Below are 18,099 nucleotides of genomic sequence, written 5' to 3'. Positions count from 1 at the left end.
CTGACTACCGTGAAATCCGCGTCATCCGTGCCTAAATAATATACTAAAGATGATGAAGAAAGAAGATTTAAGAATCGTTTATATGGGTACTCCCGATTTTGCGGTGGAGGCCCTGCGTCAATTGGTAGAGGGCGGCTATAACGTGGTAGGCGTGATAACGATGCCCGATAAGCCAGCCGGACGCGGACATAAAATTCAATATTCTCCTGTCAAGCAGTATGCTCTCGAACAGAACTTACCGTTGCTCCAGCCGGAGAAACTGAAAGATGAGGCTTTTGTGCAGGCCCTTCGTGACTGGAAAGCGGATCTTCAGATTGTGGTTGCTTTTCGTATGTTGCCGGAGGTGGTCTGGAATATGCCGCGGTTGGGTACTTTCAACCTGCACGCTTCGTTGCTTCCTCAGTATCGGGGTGCTGCTCCTATCAATTGGGCGGTTATCAACGGTGATACGGAGACTGGTATCACTACCTTCTTCCTGCAACATGAGATTGATACCGGAAAAGTGATTCAGCAGGTACGTGTACCTATTGCAGATACGGATAATGTGGAAGTGGTGCATGATAAACTGATGGTGCTTGGTGGAAAACTGGTACTTGAAACCGTAGATGCTATATTGAATGATACAGTGAAGCCGATTGCTCAGGAAGATATGGCAGTGGTAGGAGAACTTCGCCCTGCTCCAAAGATTTTTAAAGAGACTTGTCGGATTGACTGGCATTCTCCGGTGAAGAGGGTCTATGATTTCATTCGTGGACTGTCGCCTTATCCTGCTGCATGGAGTGAATTAGTCAGTCCGGAAGGAGAAGCGGTAGTAATGAAGATTTTTGAGAGCGAGAAGATTTATGAGGCACATCAGCTGGCTGTCGGAACAGTTGTGACAGATGGCAAGAAATATATAAAGGTGGCTGTGCCCGATGGATTTGTTTCTGTTCTATCTTTGCAGCTTCCCGGCAAGAAACGTCTGAAGACCGATGAATTGCTTCGTGGATTCCGCTTGTCGGATGGATATAAAATGAATTGATAGAATGAACTGACCACGGTCAAGCTAACTTAGAACTTAAAACAATAGAATGATGAAACCGATTATTTCTCCTTCCATCCTTTCTGCCGACTTTGGGTATTTGGCGAGAGACCTTGAAATGATAAACCGCAGTGAAGCGGAGTGGGTGCATATTGATATAATGGATGGGGTATTTGTTCCTAATATTTCATTTGGCTTTCCGGTGCTGAAGTATGTGGCGAAGCTGACTGACAAACCGTTGGATGTACATCTGATGATTGTCAACCCGGAGAAGTTCATTCCCGAGGTAAAGGCATTGGGGGCACATACGATGAATGTCCATTATGAGGCTTGTACTCATCTGCACCGGGTGATTCAGCTAATTAAAGAAGCCGGAATGCAGCCGGCCGTAACTATAAACCCGGCAACTCCTGTTGCTTTACTTCAGGATATTATTCAGGATGTATATATGGTGCTTGTTATGAGCGTAAATCCAGGATTTGGCGGACAAAAGTTCATTGAACATTCTGTAGAGAAAGTCCGTGAACTGCGTGCCTTGATAGAACGAACAGGTTCGAAAGCATTGATTGAAGTAGATGGTGGAGTGAATCTGGAAACTGGTGCCCGCCTGGTGGAAGCAGGGGCAGATGTACTGGTAGCCGGTAATGCAGTCTTTGGAGCACCGGACCCGGAAGAAATGATTCGTCAGTTACACAGGCTGTAACGAATACATTGAATACTGCCTGTTTACATCAGTATCCTTATATACGCCTGGTTATCCCGTGGATAGCAGGCGTTTTTTGTGGAGATTGGTTCTTTGATCAATCGGCGGAGCTACTTTGGAGCATTCTGGCCTTTTGTCTCTTTACCGGTCTGTCCATTGCTTTTTATTACTTGGAGCGTTATTCTCTCCGGTGGTGTTTCGGAGTTTCTGTCTTTGCTCTTTGTTTCGCAGGAGGATGGGGAAGTATCAGCTGGCAATTAAAACAAACGGTGTATGACTTTCCGGAAAAGGAAACTGTCTATCGGGTACAGTTAACGGATACTCCTGAAGCGAAAGAACGAACTTTGCTTTGTAGGGTATGGCTTGAAGGACAGCATGATTCATCATACGTATGTCCGATAGGACGGAAGGCGATTCTTTACTTACAGAAAGATTCATTGGTCACTCAATTGAAGGTGGGAGATGAGCTGTTTGTATCTGTCCGTATTTCTTCACCTGTCAATGGGGGGAATTTCGATGAATTTGACTATGTCCGGTATTTGATGCGGCATGGTATTAGTGGAACGGGCTATGTACCCTCCGGAAAGTGGGTGCGGGTGTCGTCATCCGCTGCGGCTTCTTCTCATGCTTCCGGTTTTCTTCATTTCATTCAATATACTGCCATTTCTTATCGGGAAAAGGTGATCGACCTTTATCGAAAGCTGGGATTTGAAGGAGATGAGTTGGCTGTACTCTCTGCGCTGACTGTAGGAGAAAAAGCCGATTTGAGCGAATCTATCCGTGAAAGCTATTCTGTATCCGGTGCCAGTCATATTTTAGCTTTATCCGGTTTGCACATCGGACTTTTATATGCTTTGTTCTTTCTTCTTCTGAAACCTCTTGTACGGAGGTGGCGGGGCATCCGATATTTCCGTTCCGTGCTGCTTCTTGTCTTATTGTGGTCTTTTGCCTTTTTTACGGGACTGTCTCCATCTGTAGTCCGTTCAGTAAGTATGTTTTCAATTTTGACAATTGCTGATCTGTTTGGGGGGCGGTCATTGTCTTTGAATACACTGGCTGCTACTGCATGGGTAATGTTGCTTGGTAATCCGGCCTGGTTATTCGATATTGGTTTTCAATTATCTTTTCTCGCGGTGCTTTCTATTTTGTTGCTTCAGAAGCCTGTCGGTCGGCTGTTACCTGTGAAGAACCGAATAGGAAAATATGTATGGGGATTGATGAGCGTATCCATAGCGGCGCAAATAGGGACCGCCCCACTTGTGCTGCTTTATTTTTCCCGCTTTTCCACTCATTTCCTGCTGACTAATTTAGTGGTTATTCCTTTGGTAACCCTGACTTTATATACTGCCGTCTTTATGCTTTGTCTGACTCCGTTGCCTGCCGTTCAGTACCTTGTGGCAGAAGTAGCCAGATTCTTATTGAAAGCGCTGAATGGTTTTGTCCGATGGATTGAACAATTGCCTTATGCCTCTTTGGATGGTATCTGGGTTTATCAGTTGGAAGTACTGGGCATCTATATATTCTTTCTACTCTTCTTTTATTATTCAAAGACCCGGAGATTCCGGAACTTAGTCATTTGTCTTTCTTTCCTGTTGTGTCTGGGTATCTGTCACACAGTAATGTATGGGTATGACCGTCCTCATTCAAGCCTTGTATTTTATAATGTCCGTGGTTGTCCGGTGGTGCATTGCATCGGAGAGGACAGGCGCTCTTGGTTGAGCTATGCTGATACTTTGTCAGATAAGCATCGATTGCAGATGGTAGCTGCTAATTATTGGAGTCGTCATCAACTCCTGCCTCCGGTAGAAATTACGGCTGATTGTCAGGGAGTTGATTTCTCCCGTCATCAGCAGATCGTGTTTTATCACGGTTGTCGCATTTGCATGGTGACTGACAATCGTTGGCGAAACAAATCTGCCGTTTCACCGTTATCTATTAATTACATGTACTTGTGCAAAGGTTATAGTGGTCGTCTGGAAGAACTGACCAGACTTTTTTCTCCATCCTTTATCCTATTGGATGCTTCCCTCTCAGATGATCGCAAACGGCTCTTCCGGGAGGAATGTGAGAGGCTGGGTTTACATTTTCTCTCTTTGTCCGAAGAAGGTTCTGTGCGGTTTTTGCTCTAAGTACAAAGAATTATCGTACATTTGCAACTCGAAAAAGAATATGGTATGTTGACTAAAGTAATCGAACAGGCTAAAATCGACCATTTTACAAAATGGTTTGAACGCGCTGACAAAATAGTAATCGTTTCTCATGTATCGCCCGACGGCGATGCTATCGGCTCTTCACTAGGGCTTTATCACTTTCTCGATTCACAAGAGAAAACAGTAAATGTAATTGTTCCTAACGCTTTCCCCGATTTCCTGCGTTGGATGCCGGGAAGTAAGGATATCCTTTTATATGATCGTTATAAAGACTTTGCGGACAAACTGATTGCCGAAGCTGATGTGATCTGCTGTCTGGATTTTAATGCCTTAAAACGTATTGATGACATGGCAGATGCTGTTGCTGCTTCTCCCGCGCGCAAAGTGATGATCGACCATCATCTTTATCCCGAAGAATTCTGTAAGATCACCATGTCTTATCCTAAGATATCTTCCACTTCAGAATTGATATTTCGTCTGATTTGCCGTATGGGGTACTTTAGTGATATCTCAAAGGAAGGCGCAGAATGTATCTATACTGGTATGATGACGGATACAGGTGGTTTTACCTACAATTCCAACAATCGCGAGATCTATTTTATCATCAGCGAACTCCTTTCAAAAGGGATTGATAAAGACGATATCTATCGCAAAGTGTACAATACTTATTCGGAGAGCAGATTGCGTCTGATGGGGTATGTGTTGTCAAATATGGTGGTTTACTCAGATTACAATGCCGCATTGATATCGCTGACAAAGGAAGAACAAAGTAAGTTTGACTATATAAAAGGTGATAGTGAGGGTTTTGTGAATATTCCCCTCACAATCAAAAACGTTTGTTTCTCCTGTTTCTTGCGGGAAGATACAGAGAAGCCGATGATCAAGATTTCTCTTCGTTCAGTCGGTACTTTCCCATGCAATCAGCTCGCTGCCGAATTCTTTAATGGGGGTGGTCATTTGAACGCTTCGGGCGGTGAATTTTTCGGAACGATAGAGGAGGCGAAAGCCGTTTTCGAACAGGCACTGGAGAAATATAAACCTTTGTTGACAGCCAAAAGCTAAGAATGGAAGGTTAAAAGTAGACAGAGAAAGGTTAAAAGTTACCAACTTTCAACTTTCCCCTTTCATCTTTCAATGAATTTGAGATACATTTGTGCAGAATATAGCTAAATAACAGATAATGAAGAAACTTGTATTTTTATTTCTCTCTTTGTTGGCAGCCGGAGGTATATTCCAGGCGTGCGACGATTCAAAGACTTACGCTGAAATGTTGGAGGACGAAAAGAATGCGGTGAATAAATTCATCAAGGATAAAGGAATCCGGATCATTTCACAGGACGAATTTGAGAAGAATGATACTGTCACCAATTTGGACCGGAATGAATATGTAGCCCTTTCCGATGGTGTATATATGCAGATTGTAGATCGTGGAAGTGCTGAAAACAAAACGGATACTTTTGCAAACAACAATGAGATTTGTGTTCGTTATATCGAGGAAGATATAATGACACGTGACACTACTTGTTTCAATGTTTTTCTGGAAGAGTGGGGAGATGCAAATCAGCTTTATACGAATCCTGCTGTATTCCGTTATGTAGCTGAAGGCAGCTATGTGTATGGTACTTTCATTCAGATGGACTATTACTGGGCAAGCTACTACCAGTCAACAGCCGTACCTGCAGGCTGGTTGCTGGCGTTACCGTTTGTGCGCAACTATGCTCACGTACGTTTGATCGTTCCTTCCAAGGTAGGACATTCGTCAGCGCAACAATACGTCAATCCATACTATTATGATATTTGGACATTCAGCAAAGCACTGAATTAAAACACCAATATAAATCTTAGTTAAAAACCTATGACTCTAATCAAATCTATCTCTGGAATCCGCGGAACTATTGGCGGAATAGCGGGTGAGGGACTAAATCCGCTTGATATTGTAAAATTCACCTCGGCTTATGCTACTTTGATTCGTAAGACCTGCAAAGCGCAAAGCAACAAGATTGTAGTGGGACGCGACGCTCGCATCTCTGGTGAAATGGTAAAAAACGTAGTTGTTGGTACATTGATGGGAATGGGATGGGACGTTGTAGACATTGATCTGGCTTCCACTCCGACTACAGAATTAGCTGTGACGATGGAAGGTGCCTGTGGCGGTATCATCTTGACAGCCTCTCATAATCCCAAACAGTGGAATGCACTGAAACTACTCAACGAACACGGCGAATTTCTGAATGCGGAAGAAGGTAACGAAGTGCTTCGCATTGCTGAGGCTGAAGAATTCGATTATGCCGATGTAGACCACCTGGGCTCTTATCGCAAAGATCTGACTTACAATCAAAAACATATTGACAGTGTGCTGGCTCTCGATTTGGTGGATGTAGAAGCGATCAAGAAAGCTGATTTTCGTGTAGCTATCGACTGTGTGAACTCTGTAGGAGGTATTATCCTTCCGGAACTTTTAGAACGTCTGGGCGTGAAGCATGTAGAGAAACTCTATTGCGAACCCACTGGAAATTTCCAGCACAATCCTGAACCGCTTGAAAAGAACTTGGGTGATATCATGAACCTGATGAAAGGTGGAAAAGCCGATGTTGCTTTTGTGGTAGATCCGGATGTTGACCGTCTGGCTATGATTTGCGAGAACGGTGTCATGTATGGTGAAGAATATACATTGGTGACTGTAGCCGATTATGTATTGAAGCATACTCCGGGTAATACGGTCTCTAATTTGAGTTCTACCCGTGCGTTGCGCGATGTAACTCGCAAATATGGAATGGAATATAGCGCTTCAGCTGTAGGAGAAGTAAATGTAGTAACCAAGATGAAAGCTACAAATGCCGTAATCGGTGGTGAAGGAAACGGTGGAGTAATCTATCCGGCCAGCCATTACGGACGTGATGCTTTGGTAGGTATCGCTTTATTCCTCAGCCATCTGGCTCATGAAGGAAAGAAAGTGAGCGAACTTCGCGCTACTTATCCTCCTTACTTCATCGCCAAGAACCGTGTAGATCTGACTCCGGAGATTGATGTAGATGCTATTCTGGCTAAAGTAAAGGAAATCTATAAGAACGAAGAAATCAATGATATCGACGGTGTAAAGATTGACTTTGCGGATAAATGGGTACATTTGCGTAAGAGTAATACGGAACCGATTATTCGTGTGTATAGCGAGGCTTCCACAATGGAGGCTGCTGAGGAGATCGGACAGAAGATTATGGATGTAATCAATGAACTAGCCAAGTAGACAACGATTTATTTGTTGTGAAGATATAGAGAAGGGAGAACTTATTTATAAGTTCTCCTTTTTTTATGGTCTCCTGTTCCGTTTTAACTGTTAATATAGGAGTTGTCTTGGCGAAGACAGAAGAAAGTTTTGGAAATCTGCGACTGAAAATATACCTTTGTCACATTATACATCTGTTTAGTTATCAATATGCTATGAAAAAATACTTACTCCTGATCTTTGTTATATTGATTCATTCATTTGCTGTCTTGGCTGATAATGTAAAGGATACTTATCTTTTCCGTAAGGTGGATTATCAGTTAGGGTTATCTAATAGTGCTGTATTGTCCCTTTTTCAAGATAATGAGGGGTTGATGTGGTTTGGTACTTACGATGGTGTAAACTGTTACGACGGGAAAAGTATGGAAGTCTTTCGTTCGGACTTTTCGGAACAAAAGACTTTGAGCAATAATGTCATTCATTCTATCCAGCAGGCTGACAGTAGTTGCTTGTGGATTACCACTCATTTAGGTGCCAACCGTTTCTCCAAAGATTCGCGTCAAGTGATTTGTAACTATGAGTTCGGCGGTGATTTTGTAATTCACTCCAATCCGAAGGGGAATACCTGGGCTTTGGGGTATGGATGGATTTCCTATTATAATACCCATCATCGTCGTTTTGTCAATGTGCCGATGCCGGACATTCATATGCTGAAGGTAGATACCCGTGCTTTTGTGACGGATGAGGGCGAGTTATATCTTTTCCCTTATCAGAGCGGCGATCTTTACCGTTTTTCTTTGAGTTCTTTTGATCAGGATACGTTGAGTACCCGGCTTGATGTCACTCCTTCCCGTTTCCACTCGAAAACGATAGAATACGTCTGTTACCAGAACGGCGTATTCTGCTTCTATGATTCCGATAAGGATTTATTTGTATATGATATCTCCAGAAAGTCGAAGATATATATACGTAACATTGGCGATATGGTGCGGAAGTATGGGACAATTTCCGGTATTGTACCTTTCCATGAAGATATTATGGTTGCTTTCCAGACAAATGGGCTGATACGTCTGCGCATGTCACAGAAATATGCCGAAGAAGTAGTTAATCGTAATATACGGATTTTTGCCATCTATAATGATCCCCGACAGGGAGTATTGTGGATAGGGTCTGACGGACAAGGAGCAATTATGTATTCAAGGAAATACTCCATTGCTACCAATGTGATGCTGAATAGTCTGTCACCGAATCTGAGTCGGCAGGTAAGATCTGTTTTGACCGATAAGTATGGAGGGCTTTGGTTTGGCACCAAAGGGGACGGGCTGTTGCACATCCGGAATTATCGCGATGGTGTACAGGTTGCCAATGCAGAAATTTATTCACCTGATGGCAAGCAGAATGTGTCTTCTTATGTCAAACTGGACCGGGAATTTCAAGTGTATGCCATGACGGAAAGCCGTTATATGAATGGATTTTGGATAGGTACTGGTTCATCATCGGGGCTATGTTATTATTCTTTTGACGATGGACGATTGCATGAACTTACGTTGGAAAAGACACAGGAGATAGATGAGGTACATTCTATATTTGAAGCGAATGATACTACATTATATGTAGCTTCATCAGGAAGTGGCTTTTGTAAAGTGATACTTGATAAAGGTAAACCGGGAGATATTCGGATAAAGTCGAGCAAGCATTATCGTTTCTTCTATGAGCAGCAGGAACTCAATCTTTTTTATAGTATGGTATCCGAAGGTGACTCCTTATTGTGGCTAGGCAGTCGGCAGCGGGGATTGATACGCTTCAACAGAGAGACGGATGAGTATCAGATTTACTCATTGAATGAAATGTTGCATAAGTCGGTTGATGATATTCTCTGTCTGCATTGGTATAAAAAAGATCAATTATATGTAGGTACTACCTCCGGTTTGGTGCGTGTCACCTTTAGAGGACGCAAGCTTGAAGCGGACTATATCGGACGCGAACATGGATTGCTTAATGACATGATTCATAGTATTCTCGAAGATGATAACGGATTACTCTGGCTGGGGACTAACCGGGGGCTTATCAAGTTCAATCCGGATAATTCATTCTCGCATGCTTATTATTATAGTGGCGGCATACAGATCGGAGAGTTCAGTGATGATGCCTATTATCATTGTCCCTATACCGGTAACCTTTTCTTCGGAGGAATCGATGGATTGCTTTATTTGGATAAGAAAGTTTCTGCGGTCCCCGAATATTATCCGGAAATATTGTTGCGTAAGTTAGTGATTGAGAAGACATCTGTCAATCTGCAGGACCACTATTTGCCCGACAGGAAAGGTCTGGAAATGAAAGGTGCGAAGGTGTCTTTCTCCCTTTTCTTTGTGGTGCCCGATTATGCCAGTGGCGGTGACGTGGAATACTCATACATACTTGAGGGATATGACAAGGATTGGGGAGCTTTCAGCAGTGTCAACGAAGCATCCTATTTTAATGTTCCCTCCGGGCACTATCTCTTTAAGGTACGATACAAGAAAGATGTATTTGCTACGGAATACAAAACCTTTTCCATTCCGGTTTACATTCTGCCGCCCTGGTATCTGACGGTGTATGCATATATTATTTATTTGCTGCTGGGGCTTGTATTGACGATCTATGTGATTCACTTGTTCCGCAAGTATTTCCGTCACGAACGGGTGTTGCAGGAATTACTGGAAACGGAGCACCGTAACACTTCTCTGGTGGCAGACAGTTATAAAGAACGTGAAGTACTCGACAATTGTACTCTTATTTATCAGGCATGCGACCGGTTGAATGACAAGAGTCTTTCACCGGTTGAGCATACTGCGAAAGTAAATCAGATTCGTGAATCCGTCATGGCATTGCTTTTTGGCGTTGGTGTCGGAGATGAGTGCTTCCGCCTGTTGTCCTCGTTGCAATTTTCTGTTACGGGCCGGCTGTATATGTTGAAATTGGCGGAAGAAGTACATCGTGTACTGGAAAAGGAAGGTTACCATATGTCTCTCATTCGTCTGGATATCCCGGACAGTTTTACTTTTCCTGCCTATAAAAACGCATTACGCTGTATTCTTTATTTTAGTTACCTCTATATAGCCAGCCGGAACGGGGCGGAAGTGTCTCTGACCGCAAAAGAGGAAGATAACAGAATGCTGCTGTCGTTTTTTTCCTCCGACCATACGGTAAAGGGATTGTATGATGTACTATCCGATCAGGAACCTTTGCCCGTAAAAGGAAAAGATTCGGATGACCAGTTCCGTATCAGGACGATGCAGCGTTTCGTCTTTTCGGCATTGAAACAGCAAAACTGCACTCTCTTTTATGCCACTGATGCAGAGCAGGTGAACAGGCTGACCATTACTTTTGATCCGGCTGCTATCGCAGAGCAGAACGAAACTCGTCAAACGGTTTTATTACTGGAAGACAGAGAGGAGATGATTTGGCTGATAAGCGGACTACTATCCGATGAGTATGAAGTACGTCCGGTGAGAAGTATACAAGCGGCATTTGATGAGATGCATACTTCAGCTCCGGCATTGTTTCTGGTAGATATGCTGATGTATACCGATGCGGAGAGCACTTTCATGAAATACATCAATAAGAATCGTTCAATGCTTTCAAAGACTGCATTTATTCCGATGCTGACCTGGAAAGTCAGTACGTCTATGCAACGCGAACTGATTTTGTGGGCAGATTCCTATCTTGTCCTTCCTTATGACATACCCTTCCTGAAAGAAACTATTCATAAAACATTCTATGGGAAGCGGGAAGCCAGACAGGTATATCTGGAAGAGCTGGAGGGCTGGAGCAATTCCATTGTCTGTACTACTGCTGAGCAAGCAGATTTTGTTCGGAAATTCCTGCAGGTGGTAGAGCAGAATCTGGATCGCGAAGATTTGGGATCTACTTTTGTAGCGGAGCAGATGTTGATGAGTCCCCGTCAGTTTTACCGTAAACTGAAGGAGATATCGGGAATGTCTCCAAGTGATCTGATTAAAGACTATCGGATGGAAAAGGCTGCCAGGTTATTGCGTGATGAAGCGTTGTCGATACAGGAAGTCATTGCTGATGTCGGTATTTCCAGCCGTGCTTATTTCTATAAGGAATTTACCCGTAAGTTTGGCATGACTCCGAAAGTGTACAGAGAAAAAACTCTGGAGAATGACGGACGTAAGGGCCGGGAATGAGGAATAAGACCGGACCGGCAGTCGGGTACAGGCTGTCGGTAAAGACTCAATTCTATGCTGGACTATGCTGTTTGTCATGGAAAACGCCCTTGTACTCTCTTTTTCAAAAGGACTATCTATATTGTTGATATATAGAGTGCTATGCTGTACTCTGTTTTACCATTTGTACTTTAAACAGACATTCTTTTTCCTCCCTGCTTTTTGGCGTACAGGAGTATTCGGTTTCCTCGTCTATTCCTTTAATTTGCATCAACGTGATAAACGTATTTGATAACCTTATTAATTAATTAAAAACAAGTAGTATGAATTTGTTTGAAATGAAAAAACATCGCATCAGGTCATTATGGCTACTGCTATTGTTACTTACGTGTAGCGTAACAGTATGGGCGCAAGGAAGTTCCGTCACAGGCCGTGTCTCTGATGAAAAAGGAGAACTGCTCATAGGGGTGAGTGTTCAGGAAAAAGGTACAACGAATGGTACCATTACCGATATGAACGGTCAGTATACCTTGAAGCTTTCAACAGGGAATCCTATTCTGCTCATATCTTATATAGGATATAAGCCGCAAGAGGTAAAGGTAGCAAAGCAAAAAATCGTAGATGTCGTTTTGGTGGAAGATGTGTCGTCACTGGATGAAGTGGTAGTAGTGGGTTACGGCAATCAGCGTAAAGTATCCGTGGTAGGCGCTCAGTCTACGATGGATGTGAAAGACATTAAGATGCCTGCTGCAAGTCTGTCTTCTGCTATTTCCGGACGCATTGCCGGGGTGGTTGCCGTTCAGCGTAGCGGCGAACCCGGTCACGATGAATCGGATATCTGGATTCGTGGTTTATCTTCCTTGCTCGGACAGAGTTCCAGTCCCCTTGTGCTCGTTGATGGGGTAGAACGTAGTTTCAACAATATCGACCCTGAAGATATCGAATCGTTTACAGTGCTGAAAGACGCTTCCGCAACTGCAGTATATGGTGTACGTGGTGCCAACGGAGTCGTGATTGTGAAAACCAAACCCGGTAAAGTAGGCAAACCGCAGTTTAGTGTGGACTATTACGAAAGTTTTACCCGTCTGACCAAGAAGGTAGATATGGCAGATGCCTACACTTACATGGATGCACGTAACGAGGCGCAGATGAATACAAGCGGTACACTTAAATACTCGGCTGCTTATATCGAAGCGACAAAGAAGTCCAACGGTTTATTGCCGAATGACAATCCCCGTTTGTATAATCCTTACCTGTATCCGGCCATCGACTGGGCAGATAACCTGTTCAACGACTGGGGACACAACCGTCGCGGGAATATTAATATCCGTGGGGGGGTGCCTAATGCAAACTACTATGCTTCATTGAGTTACTATGGAGAAACCGGTATGACCCGCAACTTCAAGCTGGAGAACTACAATACTCAGATGAAGTACGACCGTTATAACTTCACCTCCAACCTGAATCTGAAGCCGACTTCCAAAACGATGGTTGATCTGGGTTTTTCCGGATATCTGGGACAGGGACATTATCCGCAGAGCAGTACCAGCTCACTGTACGCAGCCTGTATGGATGTGAATCCGGTTATTTATCCTTTGTTGCTGCCCAACGGTACCGTGTCCGGTATCAACTCACAGCAAAAGTTCAACCCTTACGGTCTGCTGGCTCGCGGAGGTTATTATGATGAATTTTCCAGCCAGTTAAATTCTAATATCCGCGTGAAGCAGGACTTGGATTTCTGGAAGTGGAGCAAAGGACTTTCCGCTTCTGCCATGGTAGCTTTCGATACTTACAATTCACGTAAGAGAAAGTATAACCGGAATGAACCGATGTACACCTTTGCCGGTAAAACGGACGAAAACGGAATCTGGATAGAAGACACCTTGTTTGATGAAGAAACAGGCGATTACCTCTACTCGGTGCTGAAAGAAGCGGATGGTAGCCTGTCACTTCAGACACCGGAGCAATGGAGCAGCCGCACGGTGTATACAGAAGCATCCTTGAACTATGACCGTAGTTTCGGTGCTCATCGGGTAGGAGGTCTGTTGCTTTACAATCAGAAAGTGTATTGGGATTTGAATGCGACGGATGTCATTGGCGGTATGCCTTACAAGCAACGCGGTTTTGCCGGACGTGCCACTTATTCATGGAACGACCGTTACTTCGCAGAATTCAATCTCGGTATCAATGGTTCGGAGAACTTCAGTCCGGGCAAGCGTTATGGTGTCTTCCCTGCTTTTGGTCTGGGATGGGCAGTCTCCAATGAATCTTTCTGGAATCCGGTCCGCAAATACATTTCCTTCCTCAAATTCCGCTATACGGACGGATGGGTCGGCAGTGATACCGCAACAGGCAGACGCTTCATGTATCAGGGGGTGTTCACCGGTCTGACAGGAACCATGTTCGGAACCAATTATACAAGTGCCAACGGTTATGGAGAAGAAAAGTATGGTGTAAATGTCACTTGGTCTAAATCCAGAAAGCAAGACTTGGGTATCGATATCAAGTTCCTGAATGATAATCTGTCCTTTGTAGTCGACTTTTTCAAGGAACGTCGCGACAACATCTTCCTGCAACGCAGTACAATCCCCAGCTACGCCGGATGGATCGAAAACCCTTATGCTAATCTGGGTGTCGTAGAAAATAAAGGTATAGAGCTGGCGATGGACTATACACAACGGCTGGGTAAGAAGACATTCCTTACGGTACGTGGCAATCTGACTTTCAATAAAGACAAGATTATAGAGAACGACGAACCGCCGGTAGACTATCCTTGGATGGAGACACGCGGTACGAATGTAAATGCGACTTGGGGATTCATAGCCGACGGACTCTTTACCAGTCAGGCGGAGATTGAAGACCATGCCACCCAGTTCGGAACCGTACATGTAGGCGATATCAAATACCGGGACTTGAACGGAGACGGTGTGATTGACAACTATGACAAGACGGTCATCGGACGCGGTGATGTCCCCAGAATCTATTACGGATTCGGTGCCGACCTACAGATCGGAGACTTTTCTATCAGCGCCCTGTTTCAGGGAACCGGACAGGCCGACCGCTATCTGGACGGCATTTGTATCAAGCCTTTCTGGGATGACGAAGGCCGTGACAATGTCTTTGCCAACATCCACGACCGCTGGAGTCCCGACGATCCGACCAATCAGGATGTGTTCTATCCGCGCATGTATGTCGGCAGTGACGCCAACACGAACAATGTTCAGAAAAGTTCGTGGTGGGTGAAAGACGTCAGCTTCCTGCGTCTGAAGCAACTGAACATATCCTACAATATACCGAAAAAGCTGCTGGACAGATGTTTCCTCAAAAGTGCAAGCGTCTACCTCATGGGTACGAATCTGCTTACCTTCTCTAACTTCAAGCTGTGGGACCCGGAACTGAATACGAGCAACGGAACAGCTTATCCGAATGTATCCAGCTATTCGGTCGGAGTCAAGTTTAGTTTTTAACCCTAAAGTCAAATAATCGTTATGAAGAATAGAATAAAACAATACCTGTTGGCTGCATCGATGTGTGTCGGACTGACTGCTTGCAGTGATTTCTTTGAACCGATTCCCGGTGTACAGTTTGGACTGGACGAAACGTTTGCCTCCAAGCAAAGGACGGAAGAATATCTGAACAATGTATACAGCTACGTGCGTGAAGTGACAGATGCCATTCATCCGAACACCTACGGAGGTATCTTTACGGAAGCATCGTTGGACGGAGCAAACCGCTGGAACAAAACGTATGCGGAATGGACCAACGGCTCCTTTAACTCCGCTTCAGCTCAGGCAAGTGAATACTTCTCAAAGTACTATCAGGCAATAGCCAAAGCAAGTACGTTCATCCAGAACGTAGATAAATGTACAGAAGCCGCCGCCTCTACACGTGGAAAGTGGAAATCGGAAGCACGTGCATTGCGGGCATACTATTATTTTGAATTGCTGCGCCTTTACGGTCCCATTCCGTTGATTGGCGAAGATCCCATTCCTTTGGACGCTTCCTTGGAAGAACTGATTAAAGAACGTAATTCGGTAGATGAATGCGTAAACTTCATTGCTACGGAATTGCAGAGCGCCATTGATTCCGGCGATTTGCTCCAGAGAGCCGGAAAGGCAAACCTGGGACGTATGGATGTCGCCACTTGTATGGCACTCAAGGCAAAGCTGTACCTCTATTGGGCAAGTCCGCTTTTCAACGGAAATACGGATCAGGCGTCAGTCAAGAATAAAGACGGCAAACAACTTTTCCCTCAGACCGAAGATAACTCCAAATGGGCTCAGGCACGCGATGCATATGAACGGTTTATGACCTTCGCAACCGGACAGGGATACAAGCTGACCGAGGTCTATACGAATGGAAAACTGGACCCTTATGCTTCGTGCAGGGCTGCGGGCGAGTTTTTCACCACAACCTGGGAAGCTGTTGATGAACTGATTTTTGTGAAGCTGAGAGATTTGTACGACTATACCTACTGGGTATGTCCTAAGTTTACCGACTTCCAGGATACTGACGTGACTGGCGGCGGTGGCTATTATACAACACAGGAAACGGTAGACCTGTTCTTTACGAAAGACGGACTGACCATCGAAGAAGATCCCAGCTATGACAAATTCGAGGGCATACCGGGCGCCAACAACTTCACATCCGGAAGATATTATGACCCCAATAACCCTTCCCGTCTTTACTTTGACGCCGATAAGTCCAAAGTGCTGAAACAGTGGAAAGACCGTGAACCGCGCTTTTATGTGAATATTACCTATAGCGGCTCTATCTGGCTGAACGAAGGTAAGTACAATGAGGAAATGCGCACAGACTTCACCAACGGTGCAAACGGAACCTGCGGCAAGTCCAAAGCCTCCGGCGACTGTCCGGATTCGGGATACTTGATCCGTCGGGGTGCGAAAGCCTCCAACAACAACGGTTCGAAACACTTCTCTCCGGTACTTCGTCTGGCAGATATGTATTTGGGATATGCCGAAGCACTTTGTATGTGCAGCGATCTCGACAATGCCCTGACTTATCTGAATAAAATCCGGGTCCGTGCAGGCATTCCCGAATATACGTTTACCGCAACAGCCGGTAAGATAACCTGTCCGAAGACACAGACCGACCTGCTGAACCGTATCCGCCGCGAACGTCTGGTTGAACTAGTCTTCGAATGGAACCGCTATTTCGATGTGCGTCGCTGGAAAGTGGCGGAAGGACAGAATGATCCCGAACATTGGATCTATCCGGCATATCACACCGGAGGCGAAGGAGGCAAAGTATACGGTATGAATATGGACAAGGATTATCCGGCATTCTTCGAAAGGACCTCTTTTGAGACTCGTGTAGCATTTACGAAAAAGCAATATTTCATGCCGATACCTTATGATGACCTCCGTCGTATCCCGTTGCTGGTACAAAACCTGGGATGGTAATACGATATTTGAACAATAACGCTTAAACAAGAAGATTATGAAACATTGGAAAGATATAGCTTTCGGGTTGTTTGTCTCACTGACACTGGCTGCCTGCTACGGTGAGGAAGACAGCTTCGCAACTCCTGACATCTATAAAGATTATCAGCCTGTACTGAAAGACGGGAATACCGTAGCCGGATATGCGGCTGCTCCTCTCAAAGAGGCGAAATATGATGAGGTGCTGAATGAACTTTACCTCACGTGGGACGGCAGTAACTCCGGTTGGGAAAAGAGAGATGAATATGTGGGAGTGGAAGTAGAATTCAACTCCCTGCTCTCCGGCAAAAAGATAAAGCGCGTCATGATACCGAATGTCGGTGATTTTGGCAACTTGACTGTGAAAAGGCGGGACTATGGCAACGAGCCGACCACTCTGCGTCTGAGTAAATATCGTACAGTAGTGGTTACAGACCGTTACGGTGTAGAGGAACTTCGTTTCCGCTCTATCTACAAAGATGCCGACGGGGCCCGGCAGACAAGTGACTGGACGAATCTGAGCGATCAGGCGGATAAGTATGAACTTCAAGTGGATATGAACTATGTTGCCTGGCAGTATTTTAAAACCAGCCAGGCGGCACAAGTTCAGATTTCCTTTGAGAGTGATTCGGAGATACGTCCCGTTTCTGCATTGTATAATCTGATAGGTAACGGAGACGAGGCTGCTACTCAGGAAGAGTTCCGGAAATGGTATTATATGGATTGTGCGGCTATGTCATTCGACCCCTATAATCTGGCTTTCGACCCTTACAGCAAACTGCGTGTTTTTATCAAGAAAGACCAGACCGGAGGAGCGTATGCGATAGATTACCCCACCCATAACGAAGGAAGAGGTATTGTTTATCCGGCTTCGGAAAGCAATCCGAACGATGCGTGGTGGAAATTGCCGGACATGCAGCATGTGTTTATGCACGAGATGGGGCACTGCGTGCAGTGGATGCCCAAACAAGGGAAATACATCATGGAAGGTGTGCAGGATTGTGACCGGCAGGGGTATCAGGAAGGATGGCCGGACGCTGTGAAAGTAGCGAGCAAAGGATATATTCTGGCTACGCAAAAAGAAGAGTATCAGGCCGCTATCGCCAAGTCTTACCGGAATCCGCAGAGTGATAAATACTTTGTCTGGCAGGTTGACTACAATACTTCCGGTGCTTTTATGAGCTGGCTGCGTCTTTATAATGGCGACTTCGTGCGTATGTTGCCGTGGACGGTGCTGATGGACGAACTGACCAACCAGTGGAGCCTGGAGGATGCGGTGAAGTATATCCTGAAGGAGAGCTACCCGGACCTTACGATGGAAGAACTCTGGAACGAATACAAGACAGAGGTGGAAGTGTTCCTGCAAAATAACTAATAGAGCAACCTTTAAAA

At 44.9% G+C, this 18,099-nt stretch carries 10 protein-coding genes; all 10 read left to right on the top strand.

The annotated features are described in order from the left end of the window. Positions 1-52 precede the first annotated feature (52 nt). A complete protein-coding gene (gene fmt, locus BLW31_RS01190; RefSeq protein WP_010536563.1) occupies positions 53-1,021 on the top strand; it encodes a methionyl-tRNA formyltransferase in 969 nt (322 codons plus the stop codon). A 52-nt stretch (positions 1,022-1,073) separates the two neighbouring features. Continuing rightward, positions 1,074-1,724 (top strand): ribulose-phosphate 3-epimerase, encoded by a 651-nt coding sequence (gene rpe / locus BLW31_RS01185; RefSeq protein WP_010536564.1) that lies wholly within the window; start codon positions 1,074-1,076, stop codon positions 1,722-1,724. Positions 1,725-1,732: 8 nt separating this feature from the next. Further along, positions 1,733-3,853 carry a ComEC/Rec2 family competence protein gene (locus BLW31_RS01180; RefSeq protein WP_010536565.1) on the top strand — a complete coding sequence of 707 codons (2,121 nt, stop codon included), beginning with the start codon at positions 1,733-1,735 and terminating at the stop codon, positions 3,851-3,853. A gap of 45 nt (positions 3,854-3,898) precedes the next feature. Next, entirely contained in the window at positions 3,899-4,936 is a 1,038-nt protein-coding gene (locus BLW31_RS01175; RefSeq protein ID WP_010536566.1) for a DHH family phosphoesterase, read from the top strand. Between the two features lie 118 nt (positions 4,937-5,054). Next, on the top strand, positions 5,055-5,699 hold the full coding sequence (gene bamK, locus BLW31_RS01170) for a BamK family beta-barrel-assembly machinery protein (RefSeq protein ID WP_010536567.1): 645 nt from the start codon (positions 5,055-5,057) through the stop codon (positions 5,697-5,699). Between the two features lie 30 nt (positions 5,700-5,729). Further along, positions 5,730-7,118 carry a phosphoglucosamine mutase gene (glmM, locus tag BLW31_RS01165; protein WP_010536568.1) on the top strand — a complete coding sequence of 463 codons (1,389 nt, stop codon included), beginning with the start codon at positions 5,730-5,732 and terminating at the stop codon, positions 7,116-7,118. A gap of 194 nt (positions 7,119-7,312) precedes the next feature. Next, positions 7,313-11,287 (top strand): helix-turn-helix domain-containing protein, encoded by a 3,975-nt coding sequence (locus BLW31_RS01160; protein WP_029425279.1) that lies wholly within the window; start codon positions 7,313-7,315, stop codon positions 11,285-11,287. A 302-nt stretch (positions 11,288-11,589) separates the two neighbouring features. After that, positions 11,590-14,733: a SusC/RagA family TonB-linked outer membrane protein gene (locus tag BLW31_RS01155; RefSeq protein ID WP_010536570.1), complete on the top strand. Its 3,144-nt coding sequence runs from the start codon at positions 11,590-11,592 to the stop codon at positions 14,731-14,733. Positions 14,734-14,754: 21 nt separating this feature from the next. After that, a complete protein-coding gene (locus BLW31_RS01150; RefSeq protein WP_022301960.1) occupies positions 14,755-16,689 on the top strand; it encodes a RagB/SusD family nutrient uptake outer membrane protein in 1,935 nt (644 codons plus the stop codon). Positions 16,690-16,726: 37 nt separating this feature from the next. After that, complete coding sequence (locus BLW31_RS01145; RefSeq protein ID WP_010536572.1) at positions 16,727-18,082, top strand: basic secretory protein-like protein; 1,356 nt, start codon at positions 16,727-16,729, stop codon at positions 18,080-18,082. Positions 18,083-18,099: the final 17 nt, after the last annotated feature.

It is taken from the genome of Bacteroides faecis MAJ27 (assembly GCF_900106755.1).
GTDB lineage: Bacteria > Bacteroidota > Bacteroidia > Bacteroidales > Bacteroidaceae > Bacteroides > Bacteroides faecis.
This window is presented reverse-complemented; position numbering and strand designations above follow the sequence as displayed.